This window comes from Pseudomonas sp. CP4, from assembly GCF_047758505.1.
Lineage (GTDB): Bacteria > Pseudomonadota > Gammaproteobacteria > Pseudomonadales > Pseudomonadaceae > Aquipseudomonas > Aquipseudomonas fluorescens_AO.
The window spans coordinates 5,857,836-5,884,440 of the sequence record NZ_CP180489.1 but is presented as its reverse complement, the minus strand read 5'-3'; the positions used below and the strand labels follow the sequence as shown (position 1 = coordinate 5,884,440).

22 protein-coding genes and 1 pseudogene are annotated in these 26,605 nt (G+C 59.3%); 13 read left to right on the top strand and 10 right to left on the bottom strand.

The window, feature by feature from the left end; all coding sequences use genetic code 11:
- The first annotated feature begins 71 nt into the window (after window positions 1-71).
- The 3 genes and pseudogenes from ACMYUN_RS26590 to ACMYUN_RS26580 all read left to right on the top strand — a co-directional run bounded on the left by ACMYUN_RS26590 (window position 72) and on the right by ACMYUN_RS26580 (window position 1,924).
- Window positions 72-365, top strand: a complete 294-nt coding sequence (locus ACMYUN_RS26590) for a putative quinol monooxygenase (RefSeq protein WP_039763960.1) — start codon at window positions 72-74, stop codon at window positions 363-365.
- Between the two features lie 228 nt (window positions 366-593).
- Complete coding sequence (locus ACMYUN_RS26585) at window positions 594-995, top strand: cupin domain-containing protein (RefSeq protein WP_415762260.1); 402 nt, start codon at window positions 594-596, stop codon at window positions 993-995.
- Between the two features lie 216 nt (window positions 996-1,211).
- Window positions 1,212-1,924 (top strand): annotated as a pseudogene (locus ACMYUN_RS26580) (ATPase).
- 164 nt (window positions 1,925-2,088) lie between these two features.
- On the opposite strand, the gene ACMYUN_RS26575 reads toward ACMYUN_RS26580, so the two are convergent.
- Both ACMYUN_RS26575 and ACMYUN_RS26570 read right to left on the bottom strand, forming a co-directional pair.
- Window positions 2,089-6,984, bottom strand: a complete 4,896-nt coding sequence (locus tag ACMYUN_RS26575; RefSeq protein WP_415762259.1) for an NAD-glutamate dehydrogenase — start codon at window positions 6,982-6,984, stop codon at window positions 2,089-2,091.
- A 479-nt stretch (window positions 6,985-7,463) separates the two neighbouring features.
- Window positions 7,464-8,858, bottom strand: a complete 1,395-nt coding sequence (locus tag ACMYUN_RS26570) for a hypothetical protein (RefSeq protein WP_415762257.1) — start codon at window positions 8,856-8,858, stop codon at window positions 7,464-7,466.
- Between the two features lie 292 nt (window positions 8,859-9,150).
- On the opposite strand from ACMYUN_RS26570, the gene ACMYUN_RS26565 reads away from it, so the two are divergent.
- The 7 genes from ACMYUN_RS26565 (at window position 9,151) to ACMYUN_RS26535 (ending at window position 16,688) form a co-directional block, all read left to right on the top strand.
- Window positions 9,151-9,504: a hypothetical protein gene (locus ACMYUN_RS26565; RefSeq protein ID WP_415762256.1), complete on the top strand. Its 354-nt coding sequence runs from the start codon at window positions 9,151-9,153 to the stop codon at window positions 9,502-9,504.
- Window positions 9,505-9,851: 347 nt separating this feature from the next.
- Window positions 9,852-10,811 carry an AAA family ATPase gene (locus ACMYUN_RS26560; protein ID WP_007913915.1) on the top strand — a complete coding sequence of 320 codons (960 nt, stop codon included), beginning with the start codon at window positions 9,852-9,854 and terminating at the stop codon, window positions 10,809-10,811.
- 5 nt (window positions 10,812-10,816) lie between these two features.
- Window positions 10,817-11,761: a DUF58 domain-containing protein gene (locus tag ACMYUN_RS26555; RefSeq protein ID WP_016774988.1), complete on the top strand. Its 945-nt coding sequence runs from the start codon at window positions 10,817-10,819 to the stop codon at window positions 11,759-11,761.
- Window positions 11,758-12,255, top strand: a complete 498-nt coding sequence (locus tag ACMYUN_RS26550) for a DUF4381 domain-containing protein (protein ID WP_056789462.1) — start codon at window positions 11,758-11,760, stop codon at window positions 12,253-12,255. The genes ACMYUN_RS26555 and ACMYUN_RS26550 overlap by 4 nt, the downstream gene beginning before the upstream one ends.
- Complete coding sequence (locus ACMYUN_RS26545) at window positions 12,248-13,327, top strand: vWA domain-containing protein (RefSeq protein ID WP_415762255.1); 1,080 nt, start codon at window positions 12,248-12,250, stop codon at window positions 13,325-13,327. Before ACMYUN_RS26550 ends, ACMYUN_RS26545 begins: the two co-directional genes overlap by 8 nt.
- The gene (locus ACMYUN_RS26540) at window positions 13,324-15,060 is read left to right on the top strand and encodes a tetratricopeptide repeat protein (protein WP_415762254.1); all 1,737 of its coding nucleotides are present in this window, start codon (window positions 13,324-13,326) and stop codon (window positions 15,058-15,060) included. Before ACMYUN_RS26545 ends, ACMYUN_RS26540 begins: the two co-directional genes overlap by 4 nt.
- Window positions 15,057-16,688 carry a BatD family protein gene (locus ACMYUN_RS26535; RefSeq protein WP_415762253.1) on the top strand — a complete coding sequence of 544 codons (1,632 nt, stop codon included), beginning with the start codon at window positions 15,057-15,059 and terminating at the stop codon, window positions 16,686-16,688. Before ACMYUN_RS26540 ends, ACMYUN_RS26535 begins: the two co-directional genes overlap by 4 nt.
- On the opposite strand, the gene ACMYUN_RS26530 is transcribed toward ACMYUN_RS26535, so the two are convergent.
- The 8 genes from ACMYUN_RS26530 to ACMYUN_RS26495 all read right to left on the bottom strand — a co-directional run bounded on the left by ACMYUN_RS26530 (window position 16,618) and on the right by ACMYUN_RS26495 (window position 20,843).
- Window positions 16,618-17,094: a hypothetical protein gene (locus ACMYUN_RS26530; RefSeq protein WP_415762252.1), complete on the bottom strand. Its 477-nt coding sequence runs from the start codon at window positions 17,092-17,094 to the stop codon at window positions 16,618-16,620. The genes ACMYUN_RS26535 and ACMYUN_RS26530 overlap by 71 nt on opposite strands.
- Before the next feature lie 106 nt (window positions 17,095-17,200).
- Window positions 17,201-17,614 carry a hypothetical protein gene (locus ACMYUN_RS26525; protein WP_415762251.1) on the bottom strand — a complete coding sequence of 138 codons (414 nt, stop codon included), beginning with the start codon at window positions 17,612-17,614 and terminating at the stop codon, window positions 17,201-17,203.
- Between the two features lie 304 nt (window positions 17,615-17,918).
- Complete coding sequence (locus tag ACMYUN_RS26520; protein WP_415762250.1) at window positions 17,919-18,227, bottom strand: hypothetical protein; 309 nt, start codon at window positions 18,225-18,227, stop codon at window positions 17,919-17,921.
- A gap of 241 nt (window positions 18,228-18,468) precedes the next feature.
- Window positions 18,469-18,810, bottom strand: coding sequence for a hypothetical protein (locus tag ACMYUN_RS26515; RefSeq protein WP_039763943.1), 342 nt, complete (start codon window positions 18,808-18,810; stop codon window positions 18,469-18,471).
- Window positions 18,811-18,874: 64 nt separating this feature from the next.
- Window positions 18,875-19,237 carry a ribonuclease toxin immunity protein CdiI gene (gene cdiI / locus ACMYUN_RS26510; RefSeq protein ID WP_129999495.1) on the bottom strand — a complete coding sequence of 121 codons (363 nt, stop codon included), beginning with the start codon at window positions 19,235-19,237 and terminating at the stop codon, window positions 18,875-18,877.
- A 23-nt stretch (window positions 19,238-19,260) separates the two neighbouring features.
- A complete protein-coding gene (locus ACMYUN_RS26505) occupies window positions 19,261-19,497 on the bottom strand; it encodes a hypothetical protein (RefSeq protein ID WP_240783222.1) in 237 nt (78 codons plus the stop codon).
- Window positions 19,494-19,991 (bottom strand): hypothetical protein, encoded by a 498-nt coding sequence (locus tag ACMYUN_RS26500; protein WP_415762249.1) that lies wholly within the window; start codon window positions 19,989-19,991, stop codon window positions 19,494-19,496. Before ACMYUN_RS26500 ends, ACMYUN_RS26505 begins: the two co-directional genes overlap by 4 nt.
- A 375-nt stretch (window positions 19,992-20,366) precedes the next feature.
- A complete protein-coding gene (locus tag ACMYUN_RS26495; RefSeq protein ID WP_415762248.1) occupies window positions 20,367-20,843 on the bottom strand; it encodes a hypothetical protein in 477 nt (158 codons plus the stop codon).
- A 267-nt stretch (window positions 20,844-21,110) separates the two neighbouring features.
- Here ACMYUN_RS26495 and ACMYUN_RS26490 point away from each other — a divergent pair, with 267 nt between their 5' ends.
- The 3 genes from ACMYUN_RS26490 to ACMYUN_RS26480 are packed head-to-tail and all read left to right on the top strand — an operon-like array spanning window position 21,111 to window position 26,586.
- On the top strand, window positions 21,111-22,355 hold the full coding sequence (locus ACMYUN_RS26490) for an exonuclease SbcCD subunit D C-terminal domain-containing protein (protein ID WP_415762247.1): 1,245 nt from the start codon (window positions 21,111-21,113) through the stop codon (window positions 22,353-22,355).
- Window positions 22,352-25,993: an AAA family ATPase gene (locus ACMYUN_RS26485; protein ID WP_415762246.1), complete on the top strand. Its 3,642-nt coding sequence runs from the start codon at window positions 22,352-22,354 to the stop codon at window positions 25,991-25,993. The genes ACMYUN_RS26490 and ACMYUN_RS26485 overlap by 4 nt, the downstream gene beginning before the upstream one ends.
- On the top strand, window positions 25,990-26,586 hold the full coding sequence (locus ACMYUN_RS26480) for a glutathione S-transferase (protein ID WP_415762245.1): 597 nt from the start codon (window positions 25,990-25,992) through the stop codon (window positions 26,584-26,586). The genes ACMYUN_RS26485 and ACMYUN_RS26480 overlap by 4 nt, the downstream gene beginning before the upstream one ends.
- Window positions 26,587-26,605 lie beyond the last annotated feature (19 nt).

Genomic DNA, 26,605 nt, shown 5'->3' with positions numbered 1-26,605 from the left:
CAGGCCTATTCTGCACAGGCGTTATCCCTCAGTGAGCAGGATTCGTCCGGCCTGATTCAGGAGTGTGAGCAATGTCCAGCGAAGTGATCAATACGGTTGAGGTCAAGGCTGCAGCGGGCCGCTCGGAAGAGCTCGGCAAGCAATTGCAGAAGATCGTCGACACCCTGCGCGAAACTCCGGGCTGCGATTCCTACCTGGTCGACCGCTGCCCCGAAGACAGCCACCGCTGGACGGTCAGCGCGCGCTGGCAGTCGGAAGCGGCGATGCAGGCGCATTTCAACCGGCCCGAGGCGCAGGGGTTTATCGACCTGATCGACAGTCGGTTGGCCAATAGCGTGGATTTCAACAGCTTTCCCATCGTCTGAGCTGGCCTCTTCGCGAGCAAGCTCGCTCCCACAGGTTATTTGTTGTTCACAAGATGGGTGAGCAACCGCAGAACCTGTGGGAGCGAGCCTGCTCGCGAAGGCGATTTGCGCCACGCCGAAATCCTTCCGAGGCCAATTGGTCACCTGATCTTCGCGAATATTGGCCGTTTGAACCGGCCACATTGCGGCCTACTGTGAGCACACCCCAACCATCACAGGTAACCCGCCATGAAAGCCCTGCACCTCGTCGCCGCAGCCCTCGCCTTCACCCTCTCCGCCTCGGCAATGGCTCACGACCCATCCGAGAAAGTCACCGTGCTGCAGGAACAAGTGCTGAAAAACGCCCCCGGCAAGAAAGCCATGATGATCGAAGTCGACTACAAGCCCGGGCAATCCTCGATCGCCCACAAACACGAAGGTACGGCGATGGCTTACGTGCTCGATGGCGAAGTGATTTCCCAGGTCAAGGGCGAAAAAGCGATTACTTACAAGAAGGGCCAGTTCTGGTACGAGCCGGCTGGCTCGGAGCATCTGGTGTCGAAAAACGCCAGTTCGACCAAGCCGGCCAAATTGCTGGTGTTCATGGTGCTGGCCCCGGATGAGCAGGTGCTGATCCCGCTGGAAAACTGATGGCTGCGTGACCAGCCATAAACGAAAGGCGCAAATAGAGCATTTGCGCCTTTTTTATTGCGCTGAGGCATTACCTGGGAAGGCTTAAAGCCAATAAAACTAACGCCTAACAGGTTATTCAGCCAATGGTCAGGCCGCCAGGTTTACCCTGAATATCTGCCCAACCATCGGCCCTTCCACCCTCATCGACAGACCTTGTTTCACGGGAGAAACACCATGAAACCTGCGCTTCCCGCCCTGCTGGCCATCTCGGCTTTGCTGCTCTCTGCCTGTTCTGTTCCCACTGCCCGCAAGCCGTGTCATCCCTCGACACGCTGCTGCCGCACCCGACCGGTCGCAGCACTGCCACTTTGGTCAAGAGCGGTCCCGGCGTCTCGCTGGGGGTGATTTATAGCCCGGGTACCCAGGCCAATCGCCAATACCTTCGCGAATATCAGGCCAAGGCCGGCACCGGCTTCGGTCAGAGCCTGCTGGTGCAGCCGATTCACGACGCCTACGTCGCCAGCTCCAGCCCGGATCGCGCGGTTGAGTGGGTCAACGCTTCGCTGCAACGTCAGTTCGGTTCGGTGACGGTGTACCCAGACATGCAAAGCCTGCGCGCGGCGAGGCCTGATGTGGTGGCGATCGTCGATACCCACAGCCAATTGATCACCTCGCGCAGCTCGGATATCCGCGCAGATGTCAGTGCCGATTTTTACGATGGGCAGTTGAACTACATCGGCACCGCGAAGGGCTCGCAAGCGCGTGAACTGACGCCAGTATGGGCGGACTTCAAGCGCTCGGAAGAGATCGTGGCGGATATCAATCAGCAGGAAAAATTGCAGGTTGAGGCGTTACGGGAGTTTGATCGGTCGCTCAGTAATCTGGTTGTGCGGCCGGGGGAGAAAGTGTCGATGCTCGAGAGTAAACAACATCAAAAGTTGTATTGATGTAAGTGCCTCTTCGCGAGCAGGCTCGCTCCCACATTTTGGAATGCGATCAACTGTGGGAGCGAGCCTGCTCGCGAAGGCGCCAGACCAGGCACCACAAAAAACACAGGCATAAAAAAGCCCCGGCATCTCGCGATACAGGGGCCTTTTCATTCAGCCACTACTTACGCCAGTTCAAGCTCGGCATTCGCAGCAACCGCAGGCACGATTGCTTGCCCGCTCAATGCCAGATCCAGCAGTTCACGGTTGGCCACCGCGTACATGGCGTAGTCCGTACCGCTCGCAGCACGGATTTCCACCAGCATGGCGCGCCAGCGTTCGATCATGCTTTCGTGCTGGGCCATCCACAGTGCCAGGCGTGCTTCCACATCCTGGGAGCCGTCGCCCTGTTGCAGCACGGAAATGGTGATCGCCCGTTGCTGCCAGTCGACGTCATCACGGAACGCTTCACGGGCCAGGGCCTGCCAGTTGTTTTCCACCGGCAAGGCGCTGATCTGTTGCAGGTACCAGGTGATGTCCAGCGCAGAGCCCACGGCGAAGTAGGCCTTGGCCACTTCGGCCGGGTCCTGCCCGGTGACGTCGGCGGCTTCGATGATCGGCAGCAGCGTGTACAGGTGCGAAGTACCCGCAACCATACGCGCCAGCAACTCCGGCACACCGGCTTCGACGTACGCTTGATAGCGCGACTGCCAGTTCTCGCGGATTTCGCCGCTGAGCAGTTCGTCGAGTTTCAGACCCAGTTCTTTCAGGTGCGGACCGAAATGCGCGACGTCACGGGCAGCGTTCTGCTCATTGCGGCGAGCACGCAGGAACCAGCGCGTGGCGCGACGGCCCAGACGCATCAGCTCGTCCATCAGCTCCAGCTGTACGTCAGCGGAAACCTGATAGTCCAGCGCTTCGATCTGACGGAACCAGTGCGGGAGGTGGAAAATGTCGCGCACGATCACGTAAGCGCCCGCCACGTTCGCCGGGCTCATGCCAGTCGACTCTTTGAGTCGCTGCACGAAGGTGATGCCCATGTGGTTGACCAGATCGTTGGCGATCTGGGTGCTGACGATTTCGCGCTTCAGACGGTGGCGACGCATGGCTTCGGAGAACTTGCTGACCAGGGTCGGCGGGAACGCCGTTTCCATGTCGCGGGTCAGGTAGTCGTCGTCCGGCACCAGCGAGCCTAGCAGTTGCTCTTTGAGGTCGATCTTGCTGTAGGAGATCAGCACCGACAGCTCAGGACGGGTCAGGCCGTGGCCCTCAGCGACGCGCTCGGTCAGTTGCTCTTCGGTCGGCAGGAACTCGATGGCACGGTCCAGCTTGCCACGACCTTCCAGATCGCTCATCAGACGCTTGTACTCAGCGATGCGCGCGTAGGCACGGCGCGCCGCCAGGGACAGGGCCTGAGTCTGCTTGTAGTTGTTGCCCAGCACCAGATTGCCGACTTCGTCGGTCATGCTCGCCAGCAACTGGTTGCGTTGCTTGTCGGTCATGTCACCGGCCTGAACCACTTCGTTCAGCAGGATCTTGATGTTCACTTCGTGGTCGGAGCAGTCCACACCACCGGCGTTGTCGATGAAGTCGGTGTTGGAACCGCCACCATTCAAGCCGAATTCCACACGACCCAGTTGGGTCATGCCGAGGTTACCGCCCTCGCCCACGACTTTGCAGCGCAGCTCGTTGCCGTTGACGCGCAGCGCATCGTTGGCCTTGTCGCCGACATCGGCGTGGCTTTCGGTGCTGGCCTTGACGTAGGTGCCGATACCGCCGTTCCACAACAGATCCACCGGCGCCTTGAGCAAGGCATTGAGCAGTTCGGTCGGGGTCAGCTTGTCGGCCTTGATGTCGAAGCGTTCTTTCATCTGCGGCGAGATCGCGATGCTCTTCGCGCTGCGCGAGAAGATACCGCCACCTTCGGACATGATGCTGGTGTCGTAGTCGGTCCAGGCCGAACGCGGCAGGTCGAACAGACGCTGACGCTCGACGAAACTGGTCGCCGGGTTCGGGTTCGGGTCGATGAAGATGTGCATGTGGTTGAACGCAGCGACGAGTTGCAGCTTGTCGGACATCAACAGGCCGTTACCGAACACGTCGCCGGCCATGTCGCCGACGCCCACCACGGTGATGCTGTCTTCCTGAACATTGATGCCGCGCTCGCGGAAGTGGCGCTGTACGCCGACCCACGCGCCTTTGGCGGTGATGCCCATTTTCTTGTGGTCGTAACCGGCCGAACCACCGGACGCAAACGCGTCACCCAGCCAGAAGCCGTAGTCGATGGCGATGCCGTTGGCGATGTCGGAGAAGGTTGCAGTGCCCTTGTCCGCCGCGACCACCAGGTACGGGTCATCGTCGTCATGACGCACGACGTTGACCGGCGGCACCAGGGCGCCGTCCTTCAGGTTGTCGGTGATGTCCAACAGACCGGAAATGAAGATGCGGTAGCAGGCGATGCCCTCGGCCGCGATCTCGTCACGGCTGCCGCCCAGTGGCAGGCGACGCGGCAGGAAGCCGCCCTTCGCGCCCACTGGCACGATGACCGAGTTCTTCACTTGCTGGGCTTTCACCAGGCCGAGAACTTCGGTGCGGAAGTCTTCTTCACGATCGGACCAGCGCAGACCACCACGGGCAACGTTGCCGAAGCGCAGGTGCACGCCTTCGACGCGTGGCGAGTAGACGAAGATTTCAAACTTCGGCACTGGCTTCGGCAGCTCAGGGATCGCATGCGGGTTGAACTTGAAGCTGAAGTACGACTTGTTCTGGCCGTTGGCGTCAGTCTGATAGAAGTTGGTACGCAGGGTGGCTTTGATCAGGTCGAGGTAACGACGCAGGATGCGGTCTTCGTTGAGCACCTGAACATCGTCCAGTGCGGTCAGAATCGCTTGTTCCAGACGCAGTTGCTTGTCTTCCAGATCATCGCTGCCGAGCTTGCGTGCCAGGTAGAAACGGGTCTTGAACAACCGGGTCAGCTCGCGAGCAATGTCGGTGTGGTTGTTCAGAGTGCTGGCGATGTAACCCAGGTCGAAGCCCAGACGAATCTGCTTCAGGTAACGGGCGTAGGCACGCAGCAGTGCCACGTCGCGCCATGGCAGACCGGCGGTCAGCACCAGACGGTTGAACGCATCGTTCTCGGCATCGCCGCGCACGATGTGCACGAACGCGTCCTGCAGGGTGTCGTTGAGTTGCTGGATGTCGAGGTCCAGACCTTCAGCGGCGGTGAAAGCGAAATCGTGAATCCAGAACTCGCGGCCGTTGGTGTGGCGCAGGCGATACGGGAATTCACCCAGCACGCGCAGGCCGAGGTTTTCCAGAATCGGCAGGACGTCGGACAGCGCCAGCGGCGTGTCGGCGTGATACAGCTTGCAATGCAGCTCGCGCTGGCCGGAAACCTGACCGAGCGGCTGATAGAAGCTCATCACCAGCGGATTTTTTTCGTTGAGGCTCAGCAGGTGCTGCATGTCGACCACGGCCGAATGCGCGGCAAAACGCTCGCGGTAACCGGCCGGGAAGCCTTTCGGAAAGTCGGCCAGCACGTTGGTGCCGTGGGCTTCGCCGAAGCTTTCGACGGTCAGTGCAGCGTAGTCGTCCTGCCAGCTGCGGCAGGCCTGGACCACTTCTTTTTCCAGCAGCAGCGGGTCGATGTCGAGACGGTTCTTCGGATCGACGCGCAGAATCAGCTGCACGCGGGCCAGCACGGATTCCGAGAAGAAGGTCCAGAACTCGCAGTCGGAAGCCTTAAGGCGCTCCATCAGCACTTGCTGGATCTTCTGGCGGACTTCGGTGGAATAGATGTCGCGCGGCACGTAGGCCAGGCAGTAGCAGAAGCGACCGTACGGGTCTTTGCGCAGGAACACGCGGATCTTGTTGCGTTCCTGGATCTGCACGATCGACATCACGGTGGTGAAAAGTTCGTCGACCGGGGTCTGGAACAGGTCGTCACGCGGCAGCACTTCGAGGACCTGCGCCAGTTCCTTGCCCAGGTGAGCCTTGGACTGGAAGCCGGAGCGGCGCTCGATTTCTTCGACCTTGCGGCGGATGAACGGGATGACCCGCACGCTCTCGCCATACACCGACGAGGTGTACAGGCCCATAAAACGGTGTTCCTTGATGACTTTGCCGTCGGCGTCGATTTCACGGATCGACACGTAGTCCGGGTAGGCCGGACGGTGCACACGGCTCGGATGCGCGGCCTTGGCGAACGACAGCAGGGTCGGTTCGCGCAGGTAGGCAACGGCGTAATCTTCAATGCGCAGGTCTTCGTAGGTCAGGCCGGTGCGCAGCAGTTTGGTCAGGCCGAGGAAGGAGCTCTGGTCGTACTCGATGTGGCCACCATCGGCCTGATCGGTAACCACGAACTCTTCGTAGCCAAGGAAGGTGAAGTGGTTGCCCACCAGCCATTCCAGGAAGCTTTTGATTTCGTTCTTTTCGTCGGCATCGACCGGATAAGCGCTGTTGTCCAGCTGGGTGAGGATGTCCTGCACCTTGGCTTTCATCGGCTCGAAGTCAGCGACGGCGACGCGCACTTCACCGAGCACCTGCTCAAGCTCTTTGCTCAGCACATTCAGCTCGGCCGCGTTGGCGCAACGGTCGATTTCCAGATACATCAGCGATTCGTGCAGCACGCCTTCGCCGGTGCTGCCTTTTGGCAGGATTTCCAGCAATTCGCCCTTGCTGCCACGACGCACGCTGAGCACGGTGGTCTGCAGGGTGTGAATGCTGTAGCCGCGACGGTTCAGCTCGGTGCGCACCGAGTCGACCAGAAATGGCAGGTCGTGGTGCAGCACTTCGACCGCGGTGTGGGTCGACTGCCAGCCGTGGCGTTCGTAATCGGGGTTGTAGACACGCACTTGCGGTTGCGCGTGATCGAAGCGCTCAAGCAGGCGCCACGCAGAGAGAGTACAGCCAGCGAGGTCGGAGAGGCGACGTTGAGTCAGCTCGTCCAGGGAAATGATGCCGAAGAATTGTTCAGCGAACAGCGCCACTTGTGGCAGTGCCTGTTCACTGATGTGCTGCGCCAGTGCCGCTTGCAGTTGGTGCTGGAAGTCGGCTTTGCTGGCTGCGGTGAAGAACGCCATCTGTGGTACTCCGCTTAAGCTTGTTATTGATGGAAAGCGTCGCGTGCAACAGCCCTTTCGGGCCTCGTGTCGCCCTGTTCCTGATTCTCGGGCAGAGGAAACAGGGAGACAGGTGGGTGAAGCTGGACGGGACACTCAGGTCACATTCACCTTCCATGAATGAGCATCTGCAAAAGCGACTGCCAGCGCTGCCGACAATGCCTTTACGGGTGCTCATCCGTTGCGCAGCTTAATGGGTGCGACAATGTGTCTGCTTGCGGTGCTGCGACATATTCGGTCATTGGCACGTAAATGCAGGGTTTCGCCTGCATCAACACTAGCAGGCGTGGGCCGAAATGCAGGTTCAAAACCCCGGTTTCACGGGACTTTCGTGCCAGGTCGGTCGCCGAGGACGTTACATATCCGGAAACGAAAACGCCCAAGGCCCTGTTATCGACCCTGAGCGTGGCATCCGGTTCAGCGCCAGCGGTTGACGCGGATCAGTCGGGCAGTTCCTCAAAGGCTCTGAATTTGCTCACCGTGGCGCAGTCGTAGCACATCGTCTGCAGGATCTGCTTGTCCATGCTGGCGTCGATGTTGGTCGAATCGCATTCGCGGCAGAACAGCCGGAGGTGGCTAAGCAAGTCGCTGTCGAAGGCCACGGCGGAAAAGAATTGCGGGACCAGTTCGTCACGCCAGTACATGCCCGGCGATTTGGAAAATCCGGCGCCGCTGTCCTTGAGCACCACGTCGTAAAGCAAGCGTTGCAAGGCCGTTTGCGGCACCCGCGCGTCGCGATGGGCGTTCTTTCGCCAATTGCGCGCCAGCGCGTCCTGCGCCGTGCCGAGCATGTTGCGCGGGATGGTGTTGGAGGCATGGCTGCGTCCCTTGGAATTGCCGGTGGCGTAGAAGTGCGCGGCGTTCCTCACCGCGAGGCGGGCGAAGTAATACAACTGACTCACCGAGAAGTCCTGCAGCAACTGCCCGACCACCTCCTCGGCACGGGCTTCGGCCGTGAAGGCAAAATCCACTTCCGCGGCCAGCACACGAATGTATTGAATGGACGCTTCGCGGGCGAGACTGAAGACCAGCGAATAGATTTCGCTCTTCCAGGCGGCTTTGACGCTGCCCGACAACTCCTGATACAGCACCCGGTACAAATTCTCGCGGGTACTGCGCGTCACGCCGTCGAGCGTGACGCTGGGCAGCCAGCGCACCGCGCTGTACTCGCGGATATTGCAGCCCTCACTGCGATCGAAGGCGTTGATGTCGGAATCGGTGGAAACCGCCAGCACCCCGGCTTCGTGCAGGCCTTTGAGCAACTCTTCACGGGCCTCGAACGTCAGGGCGAGCAGCTCTTCTCTGGATGGCGCATTCAACGGCGCAATCCATTCAACGGTCGCGCCGTAACCATCATCCAGCAAGGCGAGCAACGTCAGCTTCTGCACGAACCCCAGATTGGCGTAAGGCACTGCGGGGCATCGCGCGCCATATCGAGCTTCCAATTCCAGGCGATCACGCGCGGCCCGGGCGGCAAGCTGCTGCTGGCGTAACTTGAAACACTCTGTGCAGCTGCACGTCGTCTGGCGGCCATGGGTGCCGGGAAGGCTTTGCTGGTGCTCACAGCGTACACATTTGAATGTACTGCGCAACGAAAGCGAAGTCCCTCTGGCGTGTCGGCGTATCCACATCGGCAGATTGCAGTAAGGACAGCTGAGGTCGGCACTGATAACCGGGGGCAGAACCTTGAGCAGACTGCGCACCGTTGCAGGGATCTGAAATTCCGCCATCAGCGCGGCAGTTTTTTCGCCGTCGAGATAGCGCTTGTAGATCTCCTCGATCTGTTCCTCGGCCAGGTGACGGATTTCTTCGGCGCGTTCGAAATATGGGCTCATCGAAAGAGGTCCTTTTTTTCATTGGGGTGGGCGCAGTCCTTTGCTGGGAGGGCAAAACTAACGGCAAAATGGTGGCTATCTCAAGCGAAACATCGCAACTTCGTGTAGAAAAATCGTCATCTGTAATCGCCCTACAGGGGCGTCGGATTTCCCCTTCTCGCTACTCGGAAGTGGGCGACGGAAATGTCCTGCTTTGCCACTTTTTTACCGATGCAGGCAGCGCAAACCGGTTGAGACTGGCAAAATCGCGCCTTCGAACAGATTCACCGCCGCCACTGCCCAGGAATTCCCCATGCAAATGACCACCGCCCTACTGATCGTCAACCCGTGCGACGACGAAGAAGACAACATGGCCATGCTGTGCTGCCACAGCGACAAGGGCGAGATGTTCCTGATGAGCCGTTATCCGGACGAGGATGAGCTGGAGATCACTCTCGATGGCGAGCCATCGACGCTCGACGGGGTGAAGGTCACGCTGAGCTCAAATCTGCTGAAGATCGAGATTGCTGCGGCGGATGCCGATGCGTTGAATGGCGATGATGTGCTGGAGATCAGTTTTAATCCGGATATGGTGGATATGGATGAGGTTGTTGAGACTTTGAAGAACATTCTAGATGGGACCGGGACCTTTATCAGCGAGGTTTGATGGGGCCTGGAAGGGCCCTATCGCTGGCAAGCCAGCTCCCACAGGGACCGATGCGCTGCACCAATCGCATGCACTGCGCCGAAACCTGTGGGAGCTGGCTTGCCAGCGATAGGGCCGGCACTGGCGCCGCTACAATTTCCTGCTTTGCGAAAGATCAAAAGATCGCAGCCTTCGGCAGCTCCTACAGGGGATCGCATTCCAACCGGGAAGCTGCCGAAACCCGCGATCTTTTGCTCTTTTGCACAAAATGCCGTTAGTCGCCGCCCCCCACGATGGATTAAAGTAACGCCCCCAGCCCCGGCGTTATCCGAACGCCCCGGCCACCCCCTTTCCAGGAACAGTCACCGATGGAACATCGTGAAGCGCTGCTGGCGCTGCGAACCTTTCTTTCAACGCAGATTCTCGGCCAGGAAAAACTCATCGAGCGCTTGCTCATCGCCCTGCTTGCCGACGGCCATATGCTGGTCGAGGGCGCTCCCGGTCTGGCCAAGACCAAAGCGATCAAAGAACTCGCCGAGGGCATCGAAGCCCAGTTCCATCGAATCCAGTTCACCCCCGACCTGCTGCCGGCCGACATCACCGGCACCGAAATCTACCGTCCGGAAACCGGCAGTTTCGTCTTCCAGCAGGGGCCGATCTTTCACAATCTGGTGCTGGCGGACGAAATCAACCGCGCGCCGGCCAAGGTGCAATCGGCCTTGCTCGAAGCGATGGCCGAGCGTCAGGTCAGTGTCGGCCGCAGCACCTATGAACTGTCGCCGCTGTTTCTGGTGATGGCCACGCAGAACCCGATCGAACAGGAAGGCACCTATCCGCTGCCGGAAGCCCAGCTCGACCGTTTCCTTATGCACGTCAAGATCGGCTTCCCCGACGCCGCTGTCGAACGGCGCATCCTCCAGCAGGCCCGTGGCGAGGCGCTGAACGGCGAGACCAAGCCCGAGCGCCGGGTCAGCCAGCAGGCGATCTTCGCCGCGCGCAAGGAAATCCTTGGTTTGTACATGGCCGACGCCGTGGAGGAATACCTGGTGCAACTGGTCATGGCCACGCGCAACCCGGCCAAGTTCGACCCGGAAATGGCCGAGTGGATCGCCTACGGCGCCAGTCCGCGCGGCTCGATCGCCCTCGATCGCTGCGCCCGCGCCCACGCCTGGCTGGCCGGTCGCGATTTCGTCAGCCCGGAAGACATTCAGGCCGTGCTGTTCGACGTGTTGCGCCACCGCATCATTCTGTCGTTCGAAGCCGAAGCCGCTGGCATCGATCAGGACCGCGTGGTGCAGCGGATTCTCGACGTCGTCGCCGTCGCTTGACCCCCATGAACGCCGCCCTGCCCTCCGAACCCGGTATCCGCATCAGCCTCGCCGAGCTGATCGAAATGCGTCACCGCGTGCGCGAGGTACAGTTGTTTTCCACGCCGAGCCAGCGCAGCCCGCTGATCGGTCTGCATCACTCGAAATTCCGTGGCCGTGGCGTCGACTTCGATCAGGTGCGGGTGTATCAGGCCGGAGACGACGTGCGCACCATCGACTGGCGCGTCACCGCGCGCACGCAAGAGCCGCACACCAAGCTGTTCCATGAAGAACGCGAGCGGCCGATTTTCATCATGGTCGAGCAAAGCACGCGGTTGTTTTTCGGCTCGGGGCTGATGTTCAAATCGGTGCTGGCGGCGCAAGTCGCGGCGTTGATCGGCTGGGCCGCGCTGGGGCACAACGACCGCGTCGGCGGGCTGGTGTTTGGCGATAACGAGCACTACGAAATCAAGCCTCGCCGGAGCAAGCAGAGCCTGCTGCAATTGCTCAACCGTCTGGTCAAGGTCAATCAATCGCTGCACAGCGAGCGCGAGCCGGATCGCGATGCCTTCGGCGTGGCCCTGCGCCGCGCCCGGGAAGTGCTGCGACCGGGCAGTCTGGCCATCGTCATTTGCGATGAACGCGCGTTGTCCGACAGCGCCGAGCAGCAGTTGAGTTTGCTGGCGCGGCATTGCGATCTGCTGATGTTGCCGCTGTCCGATCCGCTCGATCACGCCCTGCCCGCCGCCGGTCTGCTGCGCTTCGCCGAGCGCGGCGCGCAACTGGAAATCGACACGCTGAATTTCGACCTGCGCCAGACCTACCGCGCCCAGGCCGAAGCGCGCATCGCTCGCTGGGAATTGCTCGCACAAAAGCTGCGGGTGTTGCTGATGCCGTTGAGCACGCAGAGCGAAATGGTCGAGCAGATGCGCGAGTTCCTCAACCCGCAGCGTCCGGGGAAAGGTCGATGAACGGCCTCGACCAACTACAACCGCTGATCTCGCCGCCGCCGATCGCCTTCTGGCCGCCAGCACCGGGCTGGTGGCTGCTGCTTCTGCTGTTGCCGCTGCTGGGTTTTGCCGTGTGGAAGCTGCGCCGCTTCATTCCGATCAAGAAACGCCCGGTGGTGCGCGCCGAGCAGCCGCTGGACCCGGTACGCATCGCCGCGCTCGCCGAACTGGCGCAAATGCCCAAGCCTTACGACGGCGCACCGGCCGGCGCTTGGCTGCAACAACTCAACGGCCTGCTCAAACGCCTGTGCCGCAACCACTATCCGTACAGCCAGAGCCACACCCTCAACGGCCGCAAATGGCTGGCCTTCCTCGATAACCGCTGCCCGGCTGCCGGCCTGACGCGTTGGATGGTGCTGGTCGAAGGCGCGTACAAACCGGAATGCAAACTCGACGACAAAGCCATCGCCGGCCTGACCCAAGCGGTCGACACGTGGATTCGCAAACATGTTTGAGTTCGCCTGGCCGTGGATCTTCGTGCTATTGCCGCTGCCGTGGTTGATGCGTCTTGTCCTGCCGGTGGCCGACAGCGGCGAGCCGGCGTTGAAAGTCAGTTTCCTCGCCGACCTCGAAGGCCTCGCCCGCCGCCGCGCCCGCGCCAACTTGCCGGCCTGGCGACAGCAGGCGCCGTTTATCCTGTTGTGGCTGATCCTGCTGATCGCCGCCGCCCGCCCGCAATGGCTCGGCGAACCGCTGCCGATTGCCGCCAGCGGTCGCGATCTGCTGGTGGCGGTGGACGTGTCCGGTTCGATGGATTTTCCCGACATGCAGTGGCAGGACGAAGAAGTCAGTCGCCTGTCGCTGGTGCAGCACTTGCTCGGTGATTTCCTTGAAAGCCGCGACGGCGACCGCGTCGGTCTGATCCTGTTTGGCAGCCAGGCCTACCTGCAAGCACCGCTGACCTTCGACCGGCGCACCGTACGTGTGTGGCTCGACGAGGCGCGGATCGGCATCGCCGGCAAGAACACCGCGATCGGCGATGCCATCGGTCTGGCTCTGAAACGCTTGCGTCTGCGCCCGGCGCAAAGTCGCGTTCTGATCCTGGTCACCGACGGCGCCAACAACGGCGGCGAAATCAATCCGCTGACCGCCGCAAAACTGGCCGCCAGTGAAGGCGTCAGAATCTATCCGATCGGCATCGGCGCCAATCCCGAGGACAGCGGCTCGACCGGCCTGCTCGGGGTCAATCCGAGCCTCGATCTGGATGAGCCGGCACTCAAGGCCATCGCCGAAATCACCGGCGGCCAGTACTTCCGCGCCCACGACGGCAAAGAGCTGCAAGCGATCAAGGACACTCTCGATCAGCTCGAACCGGTGACCCAGCAACCGACTCAGGCACGCCCGGCGCAAGCCTTGTATCACTGGCCGCTGGCGTTGGCGCTATGGTTGAGCCTGTTGCTGGTCGTCCGCGAACTGTGGCCGGACAATCCGCTGCAACGCCTGTTCAGCAAACAACTGTATTTACAAAGTCCGCTGCCGGACTGGCGTCAGCGCTTGCAGCGTTTGCGTCTGCGGAGGCGCCGATGATTGCGCTCTGGCCGCACTGGTTCCGCCCTTGGTGGCTGTTGCTGTTGCCGCTGCTCGGCTGGCTGCTCTGGCAACTCTGGCACCGACAGAAACGCGCCGGTCGCTGGCAGATGATTCTGCCGCCGGCATTCCACGCTGCGCTGCTCAGTGGCGGCAGCGGTCGCCAGAGCAAACTGCCGTGGATCGCCCTTGGCGTGGCATGGTTGCTGACCATTCTGGCCTTGCTTGGGCCGAGCTGGGAGCGCGTCGAACAGACCAGCCAGAAACCCGCCGACCCGCTGGTAGTCGTGCTCGAACTGACCCCGGAGATGCTCGCCACCGACTCACCGCCAACACGCCTCGAACAAGCGCGGCGCAAGCTGTTCGACCTGTTGCAGGCACGCAGCGATGCGCAGACCGCCATCGTCGTTTATGCCGGCAGCGCGCACACCCTGGTGCCGCTGTCGGATGATCTGGCCACCAGTCGTAATCTGCTCGACGCGCTCAAGCCGTCGCTGATGCCGCAGAGCGGTCACCGCGCCGATCTGGCGGTGGACAAAGCACTGGCCTTGCTCAAGCAAGGTGCGCTGGGACAAGGACGGATTCTGCTGATCGGTTCGTCGCTCAATGAAGAAGAACGGCGCGGTATCCGCCGCGCGCTGAATGGCGAGTCGACGCAACTGCTGATGCTCGGCATCGGCACCGCCGAAGGTGCGCCGATTGCCCAGGAGGACGGCAGTTTCCTCAAGGACGAGCAAGGCGCGATCCGCGTGCCGCAACTCGACAGTCCGGGCCTGGCGACTTTCCTCAACAGCGTGGGCGGTGAGTATCACCCGGCGCGACTCGACGAAGCTGATCTCGGCGCCCTTGGCCTGCTCAACGGCCCGCGCAGCCTGCGCGACGACGGCCAGACCGTGCGCCTCGATACGTGGGCCGATCAGGGTTACTGGCTGCTGTTGCCGCTGCTGTTGCTGGCGGCGTGTGCCGGGCGCCGTGGCTGGCTGTTCTGCCTGCCGCTGCTGTGGTGCCTGCCGCAACCGAGCTACGCTTTCGACTTCGAAGACTTGTGGTTGCGCCCCGACCAGCAAGGTCTGCATCTGCTCAAGCAGAAGCGCCCGGCCGAAGCCGCGCAGCATTTTGAAGATCATCAGTGGCAAGGGGTGGCGTTGTACGAGGCCGGCGACTACAGTGGCGCCGCTCAGCGTTTTGCCGAGGGCAGCGATGCCCGCGCCCACTACAATCGTGGCAACGCTCTGGCGAAAAGTGGCGAGCTGGAAGCGGCGATTGATGCCTACGAACAGGCGCTCGAGCTGCAACCGGATCTGCGTCCGGCGCAGACCAACAAGGCGCTGGTGGAAAACCTGCTGAAGCAGAAAAACGCCCCGCCGCCGCCCGAACCGGACAACCAGCCAAACGAACAAAGTCTGCCCGGCGATGAGCCTTCGCCCACCACCGCGCCACCTCCGGCGGTGAGCAGTGAAACCCAGAGCGAGGCGCAACCGGCCGAGTCGGCCAGCGAACCGCCGCCGACCGCCCCGCCGCTGCCCGGCCCCAATGAAATCCCCGGCAGCAACGAGGAAGAGGAAACCGACACGGTGCCGACCCTGCGCCCGAGCGAGAACAACCTCGAAGGCGAGCAGCGTCAGGCACTCGAGCAATGGCTGGGCAAGATCCCGGACGACCCGGGTGAGCTGCTCAGGCGCAAATTCTGGTACGAACAGCAACAACATCAGGATCAGGAAAACATTCGATGACCCGCTTCACCGCTCTCTTGCTGCCCCTGCTGATCTGCACGGCCACCGCCCAGGCGGCCGAGCTGACCGCCAGCGTGGATCGCAGTCGCCTGAACTCCGGCGAGACGGTCGAGCTCACCCTCGAAACTGACGACGTCACCCAGTTCGGCAAGCCCGATCTGTCGGCACTGGAAGCGCTGTTCGAAGTGCGCGGCACGCGCCAGGTCAACCAGCTCAACACCCTCAACGGCGACAACCGCGCGACCACACGCTGGATCATCACCCTGCTGCCGAAAGAGAACGGCAGCGTCGTGATTCCGCCGCTGCAACTGGGCGAAGCACAGAGCCAGCCGATCACCGTGCAGGTGATCGCCAGCGACAACCGCGAAGACAACAACAGCCTCGATCCGGTGTTCATCGAAGCCAGCCTCGACCAGACCAGCGTTTACGTGCAGGCCCAGGCCATCCTGACCCTGCGCATCTATCATTCAGTCTCGCTGTACGACGACAGCAGCCTGAGCCCGCTGCAAATCGCCGATGCGCGCATCGAGCAGCTCGGCGACACGCGCACCTACGAGAAAGACATCAACGGTCTGCGCCACGGCGTGATCGAGATGCGCTACGCGATCTATCCGCAACACAGCGGCCTGCTGACGATCGCCCCGCAGACCTTCAGCGCCACGCTGGTCGATACCGCGCCATCGGCAGACGCCTCGGGGCCCAAGCCCGGCAAATTGATGCGCGTCAGCTCGGCGTCGATTCCGCTGACGGTCAAACCGAAACCGCTGACCTACCCGGTCGATGCGCCATGGTTGCCGGCGCGCAACCTCAGCCTCAGCGAAAGCTGGAGCCCGGAACCGGACCACACCCAGGTCGGCGATTCCCTGACCCGCAGCCTGACGCTAAAAGTCGAAGGCCTCGCCAGCTCGCAACTGCCAGCCCTTCCCGCCACCGACGTCAACGGCCTGCGCCGCTACCCCGACCAACCGGTGCTGAGCAACCAGAGCAGCGACCGCGGGATCATCGGCAGCCGCGAAGAACGCGAAGCACTGGTGCCAAGCCGCAGCGGCGCGATCGACCTGCCAACCGTCGACGTGGTCTGGTGGAACACCTTCGAAGACCACCTCGAACACAGCAGCCTGCCCGCGCGCACCCTGCAAGTGGCGAACAACCCCAGCCTGCAAATCGACACCCCGGCCGGCACCCTGCAACCGAGCACGCCCGACAACGACACCCTGTGGTGGTGGAAACTCAGCACCCTGATCCTCGCCTGCACCACCCTGCTCGGCTTCGGCCTCTGGTGGCGCGCCCGCTGGCAACCGGCAATCCACCGCGCCGCCCAAACCGGCCCGAGCCCGCGCACCCTGCTCGACGACATCAAACGCGCCAGCCAGGCCAACGACCCCCACGCCACCCGCCAGGCACTGGACGCCTGGGCGCGGCAACAGCCGGAGACACTGGCGGACATGGCCGCGCGGTTTGTACCGTTATCGGATGCGCTGGATGGGTTGAATGGTGCGCTGTACAGCGAGACCGGGCAGCACTGGCAGGGTGAGGATTTGTGGCGGGCGATCCGCACTATTCCCGCCGCCGAGCGCGTGCAGGATCCGGTAAGTGAGACTGGATTGCCGCCGCTTTATCCCAAGTGAAAAGTACAAGATCGCAGCCTTCGGCAGCTCCTACGGATTGTGTGTAGTAGCTGCCGAAGGCTGCGATCTTTGATCTCAGGTGAAAAGGCTGAGAAACATCGGATTCAATAACCAAATTTCGTTCGCACTTGTTCACATCGCGATACGAGAGCACGAAGGAATTCCATGGTTCGCCCCTTACAGCTGCATTTCCGTGAAGCTTCTCTACGAGCATGTAGATTTTTGAACTATTGAAATCGGTTTCGGCATCCCAATGTTCAAAACCATCTTTTTCAAAGGCAAGCTCTGCTTCCATATAGTTCCCGCCCCATTCGACGCCATAGCAGAACGCATCGTAGCCATGGACGATGCCGGCTTCGACCAACTGGAAAATCTCTTGGACAATCTTTATGTCTTCGGTAATCACTGTACAAACTCCAGAGCGGAGCGGAAATGGAGCTTCCTAAGAACCATGCATAGTCCTATTTATCCAAAACGCTCGGCAAATATACAACCGTCCCCCTAGCGGTTTTTCATGCACGGAAGAGTTCGACGTAAACAGCTTCAACCATGGCATCATCTTCTTCAAGATCGGGCACGTAAAATCTTAAGCCCATATCAATGATATTGAAGCCCGAATTATTGAAAGCCAATTTTTCTCCTTGCGCGATTAAAAACCTTTGAACCAGCAGCGTGTCTTCACCGACCAGTTTCTGGCTGTTCCAAACGAGTTGGCTCCACTTTAAAAACTCAACACCACTCACCATGAAGCTCTCATCGAAGTATAAATGCATGCCTAAATCATCATAAGCGTCAGTCGGTACTGAAGAATCCTCGGATTTGAAAAACTCCTCAAACCCACCACCGAGAGCCTTCCTCGTTTCATCTCGTGACATACCAGCATGAAGCAATCCCAGATCACCGCGGGCTAATAAATTGAAAATCATTGTCATCTCTTCCTAAAGTCGTCCGGATTTAAAGTCGAAGCATATTCCAACATCTGCTTAATCGCTACATCATACTTGGCACCAAACAACCTTCTGGACAAAAAGGGGACAGACCACGTTTTCGGAGTACGTCCCAAACGTGATCCATCCTTATTTACCCACTAACCTTCATAAGTTAAAGACCTTTGACCCCTCGAGATAGACCACGTTTATTTAAACGTGGTCTGCCCCATTATTCCTCCAAACGCCTCAGACCTCGTCTGCGTGAAAGGAAATGAGATTAAGAAGTCGCCTAAAATTTCAATCAAGTTCTCCAATCGAGATCACGGTCACTTTCAAGATCGGTCTTGTAACCGAAATACAGCCCTACTTCCAGCAACCTGACGGCTGACTTTCCTGAAATCTTGAAATCAAAACGCTCAAGTAAGGACACCATCAATTCGTATGCCAAACCATATTCGCTATCATCTTCCAACCATTCTCGAATATTGGATAATGTATCTTCATAAGCCAATATATCTGACGCAAAGAAGATCGCCATTTCGGGCTGAGATTCAAGCTCCTCCAAGAGCGCTGTGAGACTTTTTTCAACAAAGACATCATCCCTACTCATAATTTTGGATTCTTGAGTACATTCGCTGGACAGCCTGTTACAACACGATTAAGAACCGTATCATAAACAACTTTGATATCGAGCCTATCTCTTGTGGCATTGCCCACTACGTAACCTCTGTTATCTGGAAGCAAAAAATAGGACAGATTTATTTCCTAAAACGAATCTGTCCACTTTTAGCCTGACGCCCGCGCCCCTTATCAAAGACCCGATGTCGTCGCATTCTGCACCTATGGATAACTCACTGGTGGTAGCCCTGATAATCAAATCCTTCTGGAATATCCGGCCAGACTGGCTTGCGCAGCAGTGCATCCAAATCGTCGAAAATATCCCTGAAAAAATTGGCGAGATCCATGAAGTCCACACGTGAATTCATCAGCGCAACTTTCAACATGACATCGTCTGCATTTTCCTTGGCGGATGCCGCTCTGGACATATTGTAGAAAGCGTTTGCTAGCCTTTCCGCTAACTCGTCTTCCCAGTTCAGCTTGTAATCAGCTTCCCAACTGTCACCATCAAAATCACCGGCTTTATCTTTAACCAACTGGATGATCAGTTTCTTTACTGACTCGAAATCATTCATCTTTCAACTTTCTCTTGATCGGATAACTTTTAGCTGCGCTAGACAAATGGAACACTTCTACTTATCAGATATAGCTCCCACTTAAGAGAACATCTACTTCAGCGTTACTTTCAGGATGGCGCTGTAGGTATTTATCACAAGCTAGCCGAAGGTATTCCATGCAAACCTCTTCACTGACAACAATTGTGTCTGCATCGCTAGAGGGATACCCATAAGAAAACTCCACTCCTTCGAAATGACCCTCTTCAAATGAGCTATTTACATCAGGGAAGTTACAGTATGCTCCATCAACACTGAACCCCCAACGCCTAACAATATAGCCGGCTGCCTCGATGAAACGGCCATCATCATAAATCCTGTCAAAATACCCTTTGACAATCCAATAAGGGTCTGACTGGCGGTATGGCTGACCGAACAACTCCTTCATAACAACCTCACTTCATTGCCGGATCAGACACTGTCATTTCTTGAGTCTTCTGAATCGGAAACAATGTCCAACTCGTCCCACAGCATCGACAAGCCTATGCTTTCCATATAAGTCCCAAAATCCAGAAAATGCGCAACGCCGATCGCCTCAACTGAAAACCAGGTAGCGTCGCACTCTGGGCACATGAATAACTCTTTCCCAGTGGCCTTGACATGGGCACAGACAATGTAATCCTGCTGACATCTTGGGCAGATGATCATCTCTGGCTCCTGTTAGAGCACGACGCCGTTAAATGAATTTCGCGGCGCAGATTGATATATAAAGTGGTGATCAAGTCGTCGTCATCGTCAACGTAAAACCCCATACCCAACTCACCGACTTCAAATCCGTCATCGTCAATGACGGGATCAATACCGCGGCGACGAAACAAAGCCAACACGTCCGTGGATCTTTCGCCTACCAGCTTGTGGCCGTTCCAGGACACCGTGCTTCTTTCGAAAAACTCTACCCCTTTAACCATATCTCGTTCGTCATAGTAGACATGAAGGTCGAGCTGAGAATAAGCATCCGTAGTATTCAAGGAGTCAGCTGTTTTCCAGAACACTTCGAAACCGGCTCCCAGAATGTCATGCACTTGAGCTCTGAACAGTTTTCCATTCAGGGGGCCGACCAATCCGTATTCCGCAAATTGAAAAGTCCATTTGAAGCCTCTTGCTGGTGAACAATCCAGCTCCCACTCTTTCCCCGAAAGCATGTGGGCGCGCTCTATCATACTTCCTTGATATAGGAAGAAAAGTTTCCGCCACCTTGATCAATATGTAGTCGTTCGCATTTATTGCAGCGATAAACAGCAGTAGCACTCGCACCTATCTGCTGATAGAACTCTTCCTCAGACAACCAACGATCTGCCAAGGCAGCACCCAGCTCATCTATCTTTCGCTCGGCAACCATTGAAAACTCGGACTCGGACGTACCATGAGACAAATTGATTATCTGACCGCACACGCAGGAAAATTTAGGCATTGTATTGGTGGCTCAACTCAAGAAACGTAATTGCTCGCCCACGGTCTTGAGGCGAGCACATCAAGACAAAAATCTTTTTATCAGCGAGCGTTGGGAATGGGATCAATCATTGTTTCACCTGATAGAACGTAACCACCGGGCCGTAATCCTCATCCGAGTTCGACACCTCGACAGTGAATAATGTGTCCCGGAATTTCTCCTTCAACACCATTCGCCAGGCAAACCCGATCATCTCGCACAGCTGAAAAAATATTCTGGGCGATACACCATTTCCGTATTGGCCAAAAACATCATAAATCTTCACATAATTCATAAGCCGCTCAACCTCCGCCATGTCGCCAGCGGCAAGGTTCACGCAGCGCGCGAACGCTTCGTGTGAAAAATTTCGCTCGAGGAAAACGCCTCCCTCAGACACGATGAACGTCGGGAACAGCAACGTGGAAAACATCAATATCTGTTCCGGGTGGCATTGGTCATTGATATACGAATGAATATCCAGGCCTTCCTGATTCGACCACTGCTGCTTCCATGTGTCGAAGGGTTCTGTGTCGATAACCAAGGGTATACAGTTGATCACTTGCATTGCATTGGCTCCGCACCCGATCTTCCGCCGTCAGCCTTATCGAATAACGCTGAAGACTGGACGTAACGCTTGCGACTGAGATGACATCAATACGATGGCTCGATATTAGGTAGCCGCTGTATGGGCGTCAACGAGCGAATCGTCGAAATGCCCTGCGGCGTTCCGCTGGGACAAGCCCCACCGGCGCAATAATCTGTAAACTCTCCCCTCTTTCGCCGCCCTCATTTCATCTGCGGCCATCACCTCTTTTCTGTAGCGGAGTCCACCTTGCGTCTGTTCCACACCTCCGACTGGCACCTTGGGCAAAACCTGCACGGCCAGGAGCGCGATTTCGAGCACGCGTGTTTTCTCGAATGGCTGCTGCGCCAGTTGCACTTGGCGCAGCCGGATGTGCTGCTGATCGCCGGGGACATCTTCGATACGGTCAATCCGCCGGTCAAAGCTCAGGAACGCCTTTACGACTTCATCGTCAGCGCTCACGAACAGCAGCCGCTGCTGACCATCGTCATGATTGCCGGCAACCATGATTCCGGCTCACGGATCGAATTGCCCGCGCCGTTGATGCGGCGTTTGCGCACCCATGCGCTGGGTCGGGTGTTGTGGCTGGATGACGGGCAACTGGACGCCGAACGGCTGTTGCTGCCGTTGCCGGATAAAACCGGTGAAATCGCCGCGTGGTGTCTGGCGCTGCCGTTCTTGCGCCCGGCGGAAGTCACTGGCGCGCATCTGGGTGACAACTATCTGCGCGGCATCGGTCAGGTGCATGAATGGCTGATCGCGGCGGCGAATGCCAAGCGCCAGCCCGGTCAGGCGTTGATCGCTATCAGCCACGCGCACATGGCCGGGGGTTCGGTGTCGGAGGATTCCGAGCGCAGCCTGATCATCGGCAATGCCGAAGCGCTGCCCGCCAGCCTGTTCGGCGAAAGCATCAGTTACGTCGCCCTCGGCCATTTGCACAAGCCGCAGAAGGTCAACGGCGAGGAGCGCATCCGCTACAGCGGCTCGCCGATTCCGCTGTCGTTCTCCGAAATCGGTTATCAGCATCAGATTCTCGATGTGGTCCTGGACGGTGAAACTCTGGTCAGCGTCGAGCCGAAATTGATCCCGCGCTCGGTCAATCTGCAACGCATTGGCCCCGCGCCGCTGGCCGAGATCCTGCTGCAACTGGCCGACTTGCCGAGCATCGATCTGCTGGCCGAAACCCAGCGCCAGCCATGGCTGGAAGTGCGCGTGCGCCTGGATGAGCCGCAACCGGATCTGCGCCATCAAGTGGAAACCGCACTGCAAGGCAAAGCCGTGCGACTGGTGCGCATCGCCGCTGAATACGCCGGCAATCGTGGCGCCGATGGCAGCGATGACGGCAGCACGTTGATCGAACTCGACCAGCTCACCCCGCAGGAATTGTTCAGCCGCGCCTGGCTCGACAATTACGGCAGCGAGGTCGACGACCAGACGCTCAAGGACTTTGCCGAACTGCTGCAGGACGTGCAACTGGAGGGCGAGCAGCCATGAAGATTCTCGCCATTCGTTTGAAGAACCTGGCCTCGCTGGCCGGGCCGTTTGAGATTGATTTCACCGCTGAACCGCTGGCCAGCGCCGGCCTGTTCGCAATCACCGGCCCGACGGGCGCCGGCAAAAGTACCCTGCTCGATGCCTTGTGTCTGGCGCTGTTCGGCGCCGTGCCGCGCCTGAACAACACCGGTCGCGATGCCAAAGTCCCCGACGCTGACGGAGAGATCGCCACTGGCGACCCGCGCACCTTGCTGCGACGCGGCACCGGTGAAGGCTATGCCGAAGTGGATTTTGTCGGCGTCGATGGCCGCCGCTATCGCGCGCGCTGGGAAGCCAATCGTGCTCGCGAGAAGGCTGGCGGCAAACTCCAGGCCAGTCGGCAGAGCCTGCGCGATATCGATCAGGATCAACTGCTCGCCAGCCAGAAAGGCGAATACAAAACCCAGCTGGAAGCCGCGCTGGGCCTGAACTTTGAACAGTTCACTCGCGCTGTGCTGCTGGCGCAGAGTGAGTTCAGCGCGTTCCTCAAGGCTGACGATAACGACCGCAGTGAACTGCTGGAAAAACTCACCGACACCGCGCTGTACACCCGCCTCGGCCGCCGCGCCTTCGACAAGACCAAAGAGGCCCGCGAAGCGCACAAACTGTTGCAGGATCAGGCCACCGGCGTGACGCCGCTGGCACCGGAAGCCCGCGCCGAACTCGACGAGCGCTTCAACACCGCGCAGCAACAGATGAAGGCGCAACAGGCGCAGCTCAAACAGCTTGAGCAACAACACAGTTGGCTGAAGGATTTGCGTCTGTTGCAGGACGCGCAAAAAGCCGCCAGCGAACAACTGCAAAACGCGCAACAGCAATGGCAGGCACTGGCCGGCGAGCGAGTGAAACTGACGCGTCTGGAACAGCTTGGCCCGCAACGCCATCAGTTCGCGCGCAAGGCCGAGCTCGATGCGCTGCTCACGCCACTGGCGGCGCAGATTGGTGCACACACCCAACAACACGCGGCGCTGGGTGAACGCCAGACGCAACTGGAACAGAACCTCGACGCAGCCAAAGTCGCTCTGAGCGAAGCACAACATCGCCAGAGCGAAAACGCGCCGTTGCTGCGTCAGGCATTCGAAGAGCAAAGCACCCTCGCCCGCCTGATCAAGGACACCGCCAGCAGCGCCGAAGCCCGGCAAGCAGCCGAGCAAGCATTCAAGGACGGCCAAAGCGCAATTCAGGCCTTGCAGGAAAAACAGGCTGAGGTCGCCGAGCGTTTGCAACGCATCGCCAGCGAGCTTGAGCAGAGTGCGCATCTGGCGCCATTGAGCGATGCCTGGAGCGCCTATCGCGATCGTCTGCAACAGCTGATGCTGATCGGCAACCGCTTGAACAAGGGCCAGAGCGAACTGGCCTCCCTCGAACAGAACGCCGCGCGCAGTGCTGAGCAACTGGCCTCGCACAAACAGCAGCTGGAAGTGCTGTTCAAAGAGGCCGGCGCCGAGCCCGATGCGGTGGCCGAACAGATCGGCCTGCTCGGCACCTTGCTGCAGGACAACCGCAAACAGCTGCGCGCAATCGAAGACCTGTCGCGCTTGTGGGCGTCTCAGCAGGATCTCGACAAGCGCAGCGCCGAGTTGCAACAACGCCAGCTCGACGCGCAGCAGCAACGCGAACGCCTGACCCAGGACGGGGTGAAAACCAAGGCCGAACTGACCGTCGCCGAGCAGACCCTCAGCGTCACTCGCGAACTGCTCGAACGGCAGCGGCTGGCGCGCAGTGCCAGTGTCGAAGAGTTGCGCGCGCAGTTGCAGGACGATCAGCCGTGCCCGGTCTGCGGCAGCAACGAGCATCCCTATCATCAGCCCGAAGCGTTGCTGCAAAGCCTTGGCCGGCACGATGAAAGCGAGCAGGCCAGCGCCCAGCAAGTGGTCGATCAGCTCAAGGAAAAACTGATCGAACTGCGCGGCGAAGTCGGTGGCGTGATCGCACAACAGAAAGAGCTCCTCCAGCAACAGGAACAACTGGCGGCGCAGCAACAGGCCCTGGCGCCGAGCCTCGACGCGCATCCGCTGGCCGCGCAACTGTTCAATCAGGACGCCGACAAACGCGACGCTTGGCTCAGCCGCCAGACCGAGCAGTTGAACCAGAGCATCACTCAGGACGAACAACGGCAAAGCGCCCTGCTCACCTTGCAACAGGACGCCGCGCGCCTGTCGCAACAATTGCGTCAGGCCGAAGTGGCGCATCAGCAAGCGACGCAACAGCTGAGCCATCAGCAGCATGAACTCAACAGCGACCGTCAGCGCCTTGAAGAAGAACTCGCCGCGTTCGACCCGCTGTTGCCCGCCGACACGCTCGAGGCCTTGCGCCTTGAGCCGGCGGCAACGTTCATGCAGTTGGACCGGCAGATCGCCGAGCGTTTGGCCCAGCTCGAGCAGCAAAAGGAAGAACTGAGCGAACAGCAGCAACGGCAACAAACGCTGGAGAAAGAGCAGGATCGCCAGCAGCTGCGCACTCAGCAACTGCACAGCGCCGAGCAGCAATTCACGGCGTTGACCGAGCAACAGCAAAACTGTCAGGAAAAACTCGCGCAGTTACTGGGCGAGCACAGCAGCGCCGAGCATTGGCAGCAGCAACTGGAACACACGGTGGAACAGGCGCGCAGTGCCGAAACCAGCACCGCTGAGGAGCTGCAAAGCGTGCGCACACAGCTTGTGCAAATCGCTGCAGAACTCAAATCGCAGCAGGAACGCTTGCAGGCGATGGAAGCTGAAGACCAGGCGCTCGCCAACAAGATCGCCGAGTGGCGCGCCAGCCATCCGGAACTGGATGACGGCGGCCTGGAAGACTTGTTGAGCGTTGACGACGCCCAAGTCGCTGAGCTACGCCAGACCCTTCAGCACAACGAAAAAGCCATCGAACAGGCCCAGGTCTTGTTGCAGGAGCGCGATCAGCGACTGCTCGATCATCAGGCCCGGCAGGACGGCACTCTTGACGCCGAACAGCTCGACAGCGCCCTCGCCGAGCTGCAAAACGAGTTCTCCGTCAGCGAGCAGCACTGCGCCGAATTGCGCGCCGAACAGGTTGAAGACCAGCGCCGGCAGAACGCCAATCAGGCGCTGGCCCAGCAGATCGCCGAGGCCTACGCCGAGTACCAGCGCTGGGCGCGGCTCAGTGCCTTGATCGGCTCGGCGACCGGCGACACCTTCCGCAAGATCGCTCAGGCCTACAACCTCGACTTGCTCGTGCATCACGCCAACGCGCAGCTGCGCCAACTGGTCAAACGCTATCGCCTCAAACGCGGCGGCAGCATGCTCGGCCTGTTGGTGATGGACACGGAAATGGGCGACGAACTGCGCTCAGTGCATTCGCTTTCCGGCGGCGAGACGTTCCTCGTATCGCTGGCATTGGCGCTGGGTCTGGCGTCAATGGCGTCGAGCACGCTGAAAATCGAATCGCTGTTTATCGACGAAGGCTTTGGCAGCCTCGATCCGGAATCGCTGCAACTGGCCATGGACGCGCTCGATGGCTTGCAGGCGCAGGGGCGCAAGGTGGCGGTGATTTCCCACGTGCAGGAAATGCACGAACGCATCCCGGTGCAGATTCAGGTGCGGCGCCAGGGCAATGGTTTGAGCACGCTGGAGGTGAAATGAACACGCTGTATTCCTTCCGCCGCTGCCCTTACGCGATGCGTGCGCGAATGGCCCTGCGCTATGCGGGCGTGCCGGTGGAGATCGTTGAGGTCAGCCTCAAGAACAAGCCGGCGGAAATGCTCGCGCTCTCGCCCAAAGGCACGGTGCCGGTGCTGAATGCCGATGGCGTGGTGATTGATGAGAGTCTGCAGATCATGCGCTGGGCGTTGGCGAAGAATGATCCGGATGATTGGTTGCTGGCCGGGGATTCGTTCGCAGCGCTGTGGATGGAAAAACTGATAGAGGGTAATGATCAGATTTTCAAATCGGCATTGAATCGCTACAAGTACGCCGAGCGCTACCCTGAGCAGCCGATGGAGGCTTATCGAGCTGAAGGTGCGTTGTTTCTGCAGAAACTGGATGAGCTACTCGAAGGCCGCGCTTATTTGTTGGCCGATCATCCGAGCCTCGCCGACATCGCCCTGCTGCCCTTCGTGCGCCAGTTCGCTCATGTTGATCGCGAGTGGTTCGCGCAGACGCCTTATGTGCGCTTACAAGCCTGGTTACAGCGCTTGCTCGAATCCGAGCTGTTCACTTCAATCATGAAGAAGTAACCCGATTGATCGTTCCCAC

Bases quoted from the DNA above. Each gene is read 5' to 3' on its own strand.
- ACMYUN_RS26590 (WP_039763960.1), top strand. From the start codon at position 72: ATGTCCAGCGAAGTGATCAATACGGTTGAGGTCAAGGCTGCAGCGGGC.
- ACMYUN_RS26505 (WP_240783222.1), bottom strand. From the start codon at position 19,497: ATGATCATCTGCCCAAGATGTCAGCAGGATTACATTGTCTGTGCCCAT.
- ACMYUN_RS26500 (WP_415762249.1), bottom strand. From the start codon at position 19,991: ATGCTTTCGGGGAAAGAGTGGGAGCTGGATTGTTCACCAGCAAGAGGC.
- ACMYUN_RS26565 (WP_415762256.1), top strand. From the start codon at position 9,151: ATGCAAATGACCACCGCCCTACTGATCGTCAACCCGTGCGACGACGAA.
- ACMYUN_RS26515 (WP_039763943.1), bottom strand. From the start codon at position 18,810: ATGAATGATTTCGAGTCAGTAAAGAAACTGATCATCCAGTTGGTTAAA.
- ACMYUN_RS26480 (WP_415762245.1), top strand. From the start codon at position 25,990: ATGAACACGCTGTATTCCTTCCGCCGCTGCCCTTACGCGATGCGTGCG.
- ACMYUN_RS26585 (WP_415762260.1), top strand. From the start codon at position 594: ATGAAAGCCCTGCACCTCGTCGCCGCAGCCCTCGCCTTCACCCTCTCC.
- ACMYUN_RS26560 (WP_007913915.1), top strand. From the start codon at position 9,852: ATGGAACATCGTGAAGCGCTGCTGGCGCTGCGAACCTTTCTTTCAACG.
- ACMYUN_RS26495 (WP_415762248.1), bottom strand. From the start codon at position 20,843: ATGCAAGTGATCAACTGTATACCCTTGGTTATCGACACAGAACCCTTC.
- ACMYUN_RS26520 (WP_415762250.1), bottom strand. From the start codon at position 18,227: ATGAGTAGGGATGATGTCTTTGTTGAAAAAAGTCTCACAGCGCTCTTG.
- cdiI (WP_129999495.1), bottom strand. From the start codon at position 19,237: ATGAAGGAGTTGTTCGGTCAGCCATACCGCCAGTCAGACCCTTATTGG.
- ACMYUN_RS26550 (WP_056789462.1), top strand. From the start codon at position 11,758: ATGAACGGCCTCGACCAACTACAACCGCTGATCTCGCCGCCGCCGATC.
- ACMYUN_RS26540 (WP_415762254.1), top strand. From the start codon at position 13,324: ATGATTGCGCTCTGGCCGCACTGGTTCCGCCCTTGGTGGCTGTTGCTG.
- ACMYUN_RS26570 (WP_415762257.1), bottom strand. From the start codon at position 8,858: ATGAGCCCATATTTCGAACGCGCCGAAGAAATCCGTCACCTGGCCGAG.
- ACMYUN_RS26555 (WP_016774988.1), top strand. From the start codon at position 10,817: ATGAACGCCGCCCTGCCCTCCGAACCCGGTATCCGCATCAGCCTCGCC.
- ACMYUN_RS26485 (WP_415762246.1), top strand. From the start codon at position 22,352: ATGAAGATTCTCGCCATTCGTTTGAAGAACCTGGCCTCGCTGGCCGGG.
- ACMYUN_RS26575 (WP_415762259.1), bottom strand. From the start codon at position 6,984: ATGGCGTTCTTCACCGCAGCCAGCAAAGCCGACTTCCAGCACCAACTG.
- ACMYUN_RS26545 (WP_415762255.1), top strand. From the start codon at position 12,248: ATGTTTGAGTTCGCCTGGCCGTGGATCTTCGTGCTATTGCCGCTGCCG.
- ACMYUN_RS26535 (WP_415762253.1), top strand. From the start codon at position 15,057: ATGACCCGCTTCACCGCTCTCTTGCTGCCCCTGCTGATCTGCACGGCC.
- ACMYUN_RS26525 (WP_415762251.1), bottom strand. From the start codon at position 17,614: ATGATTTTCAATTTATTAGCCCGCGGTGATCTGGGATTGCTTCATGCT.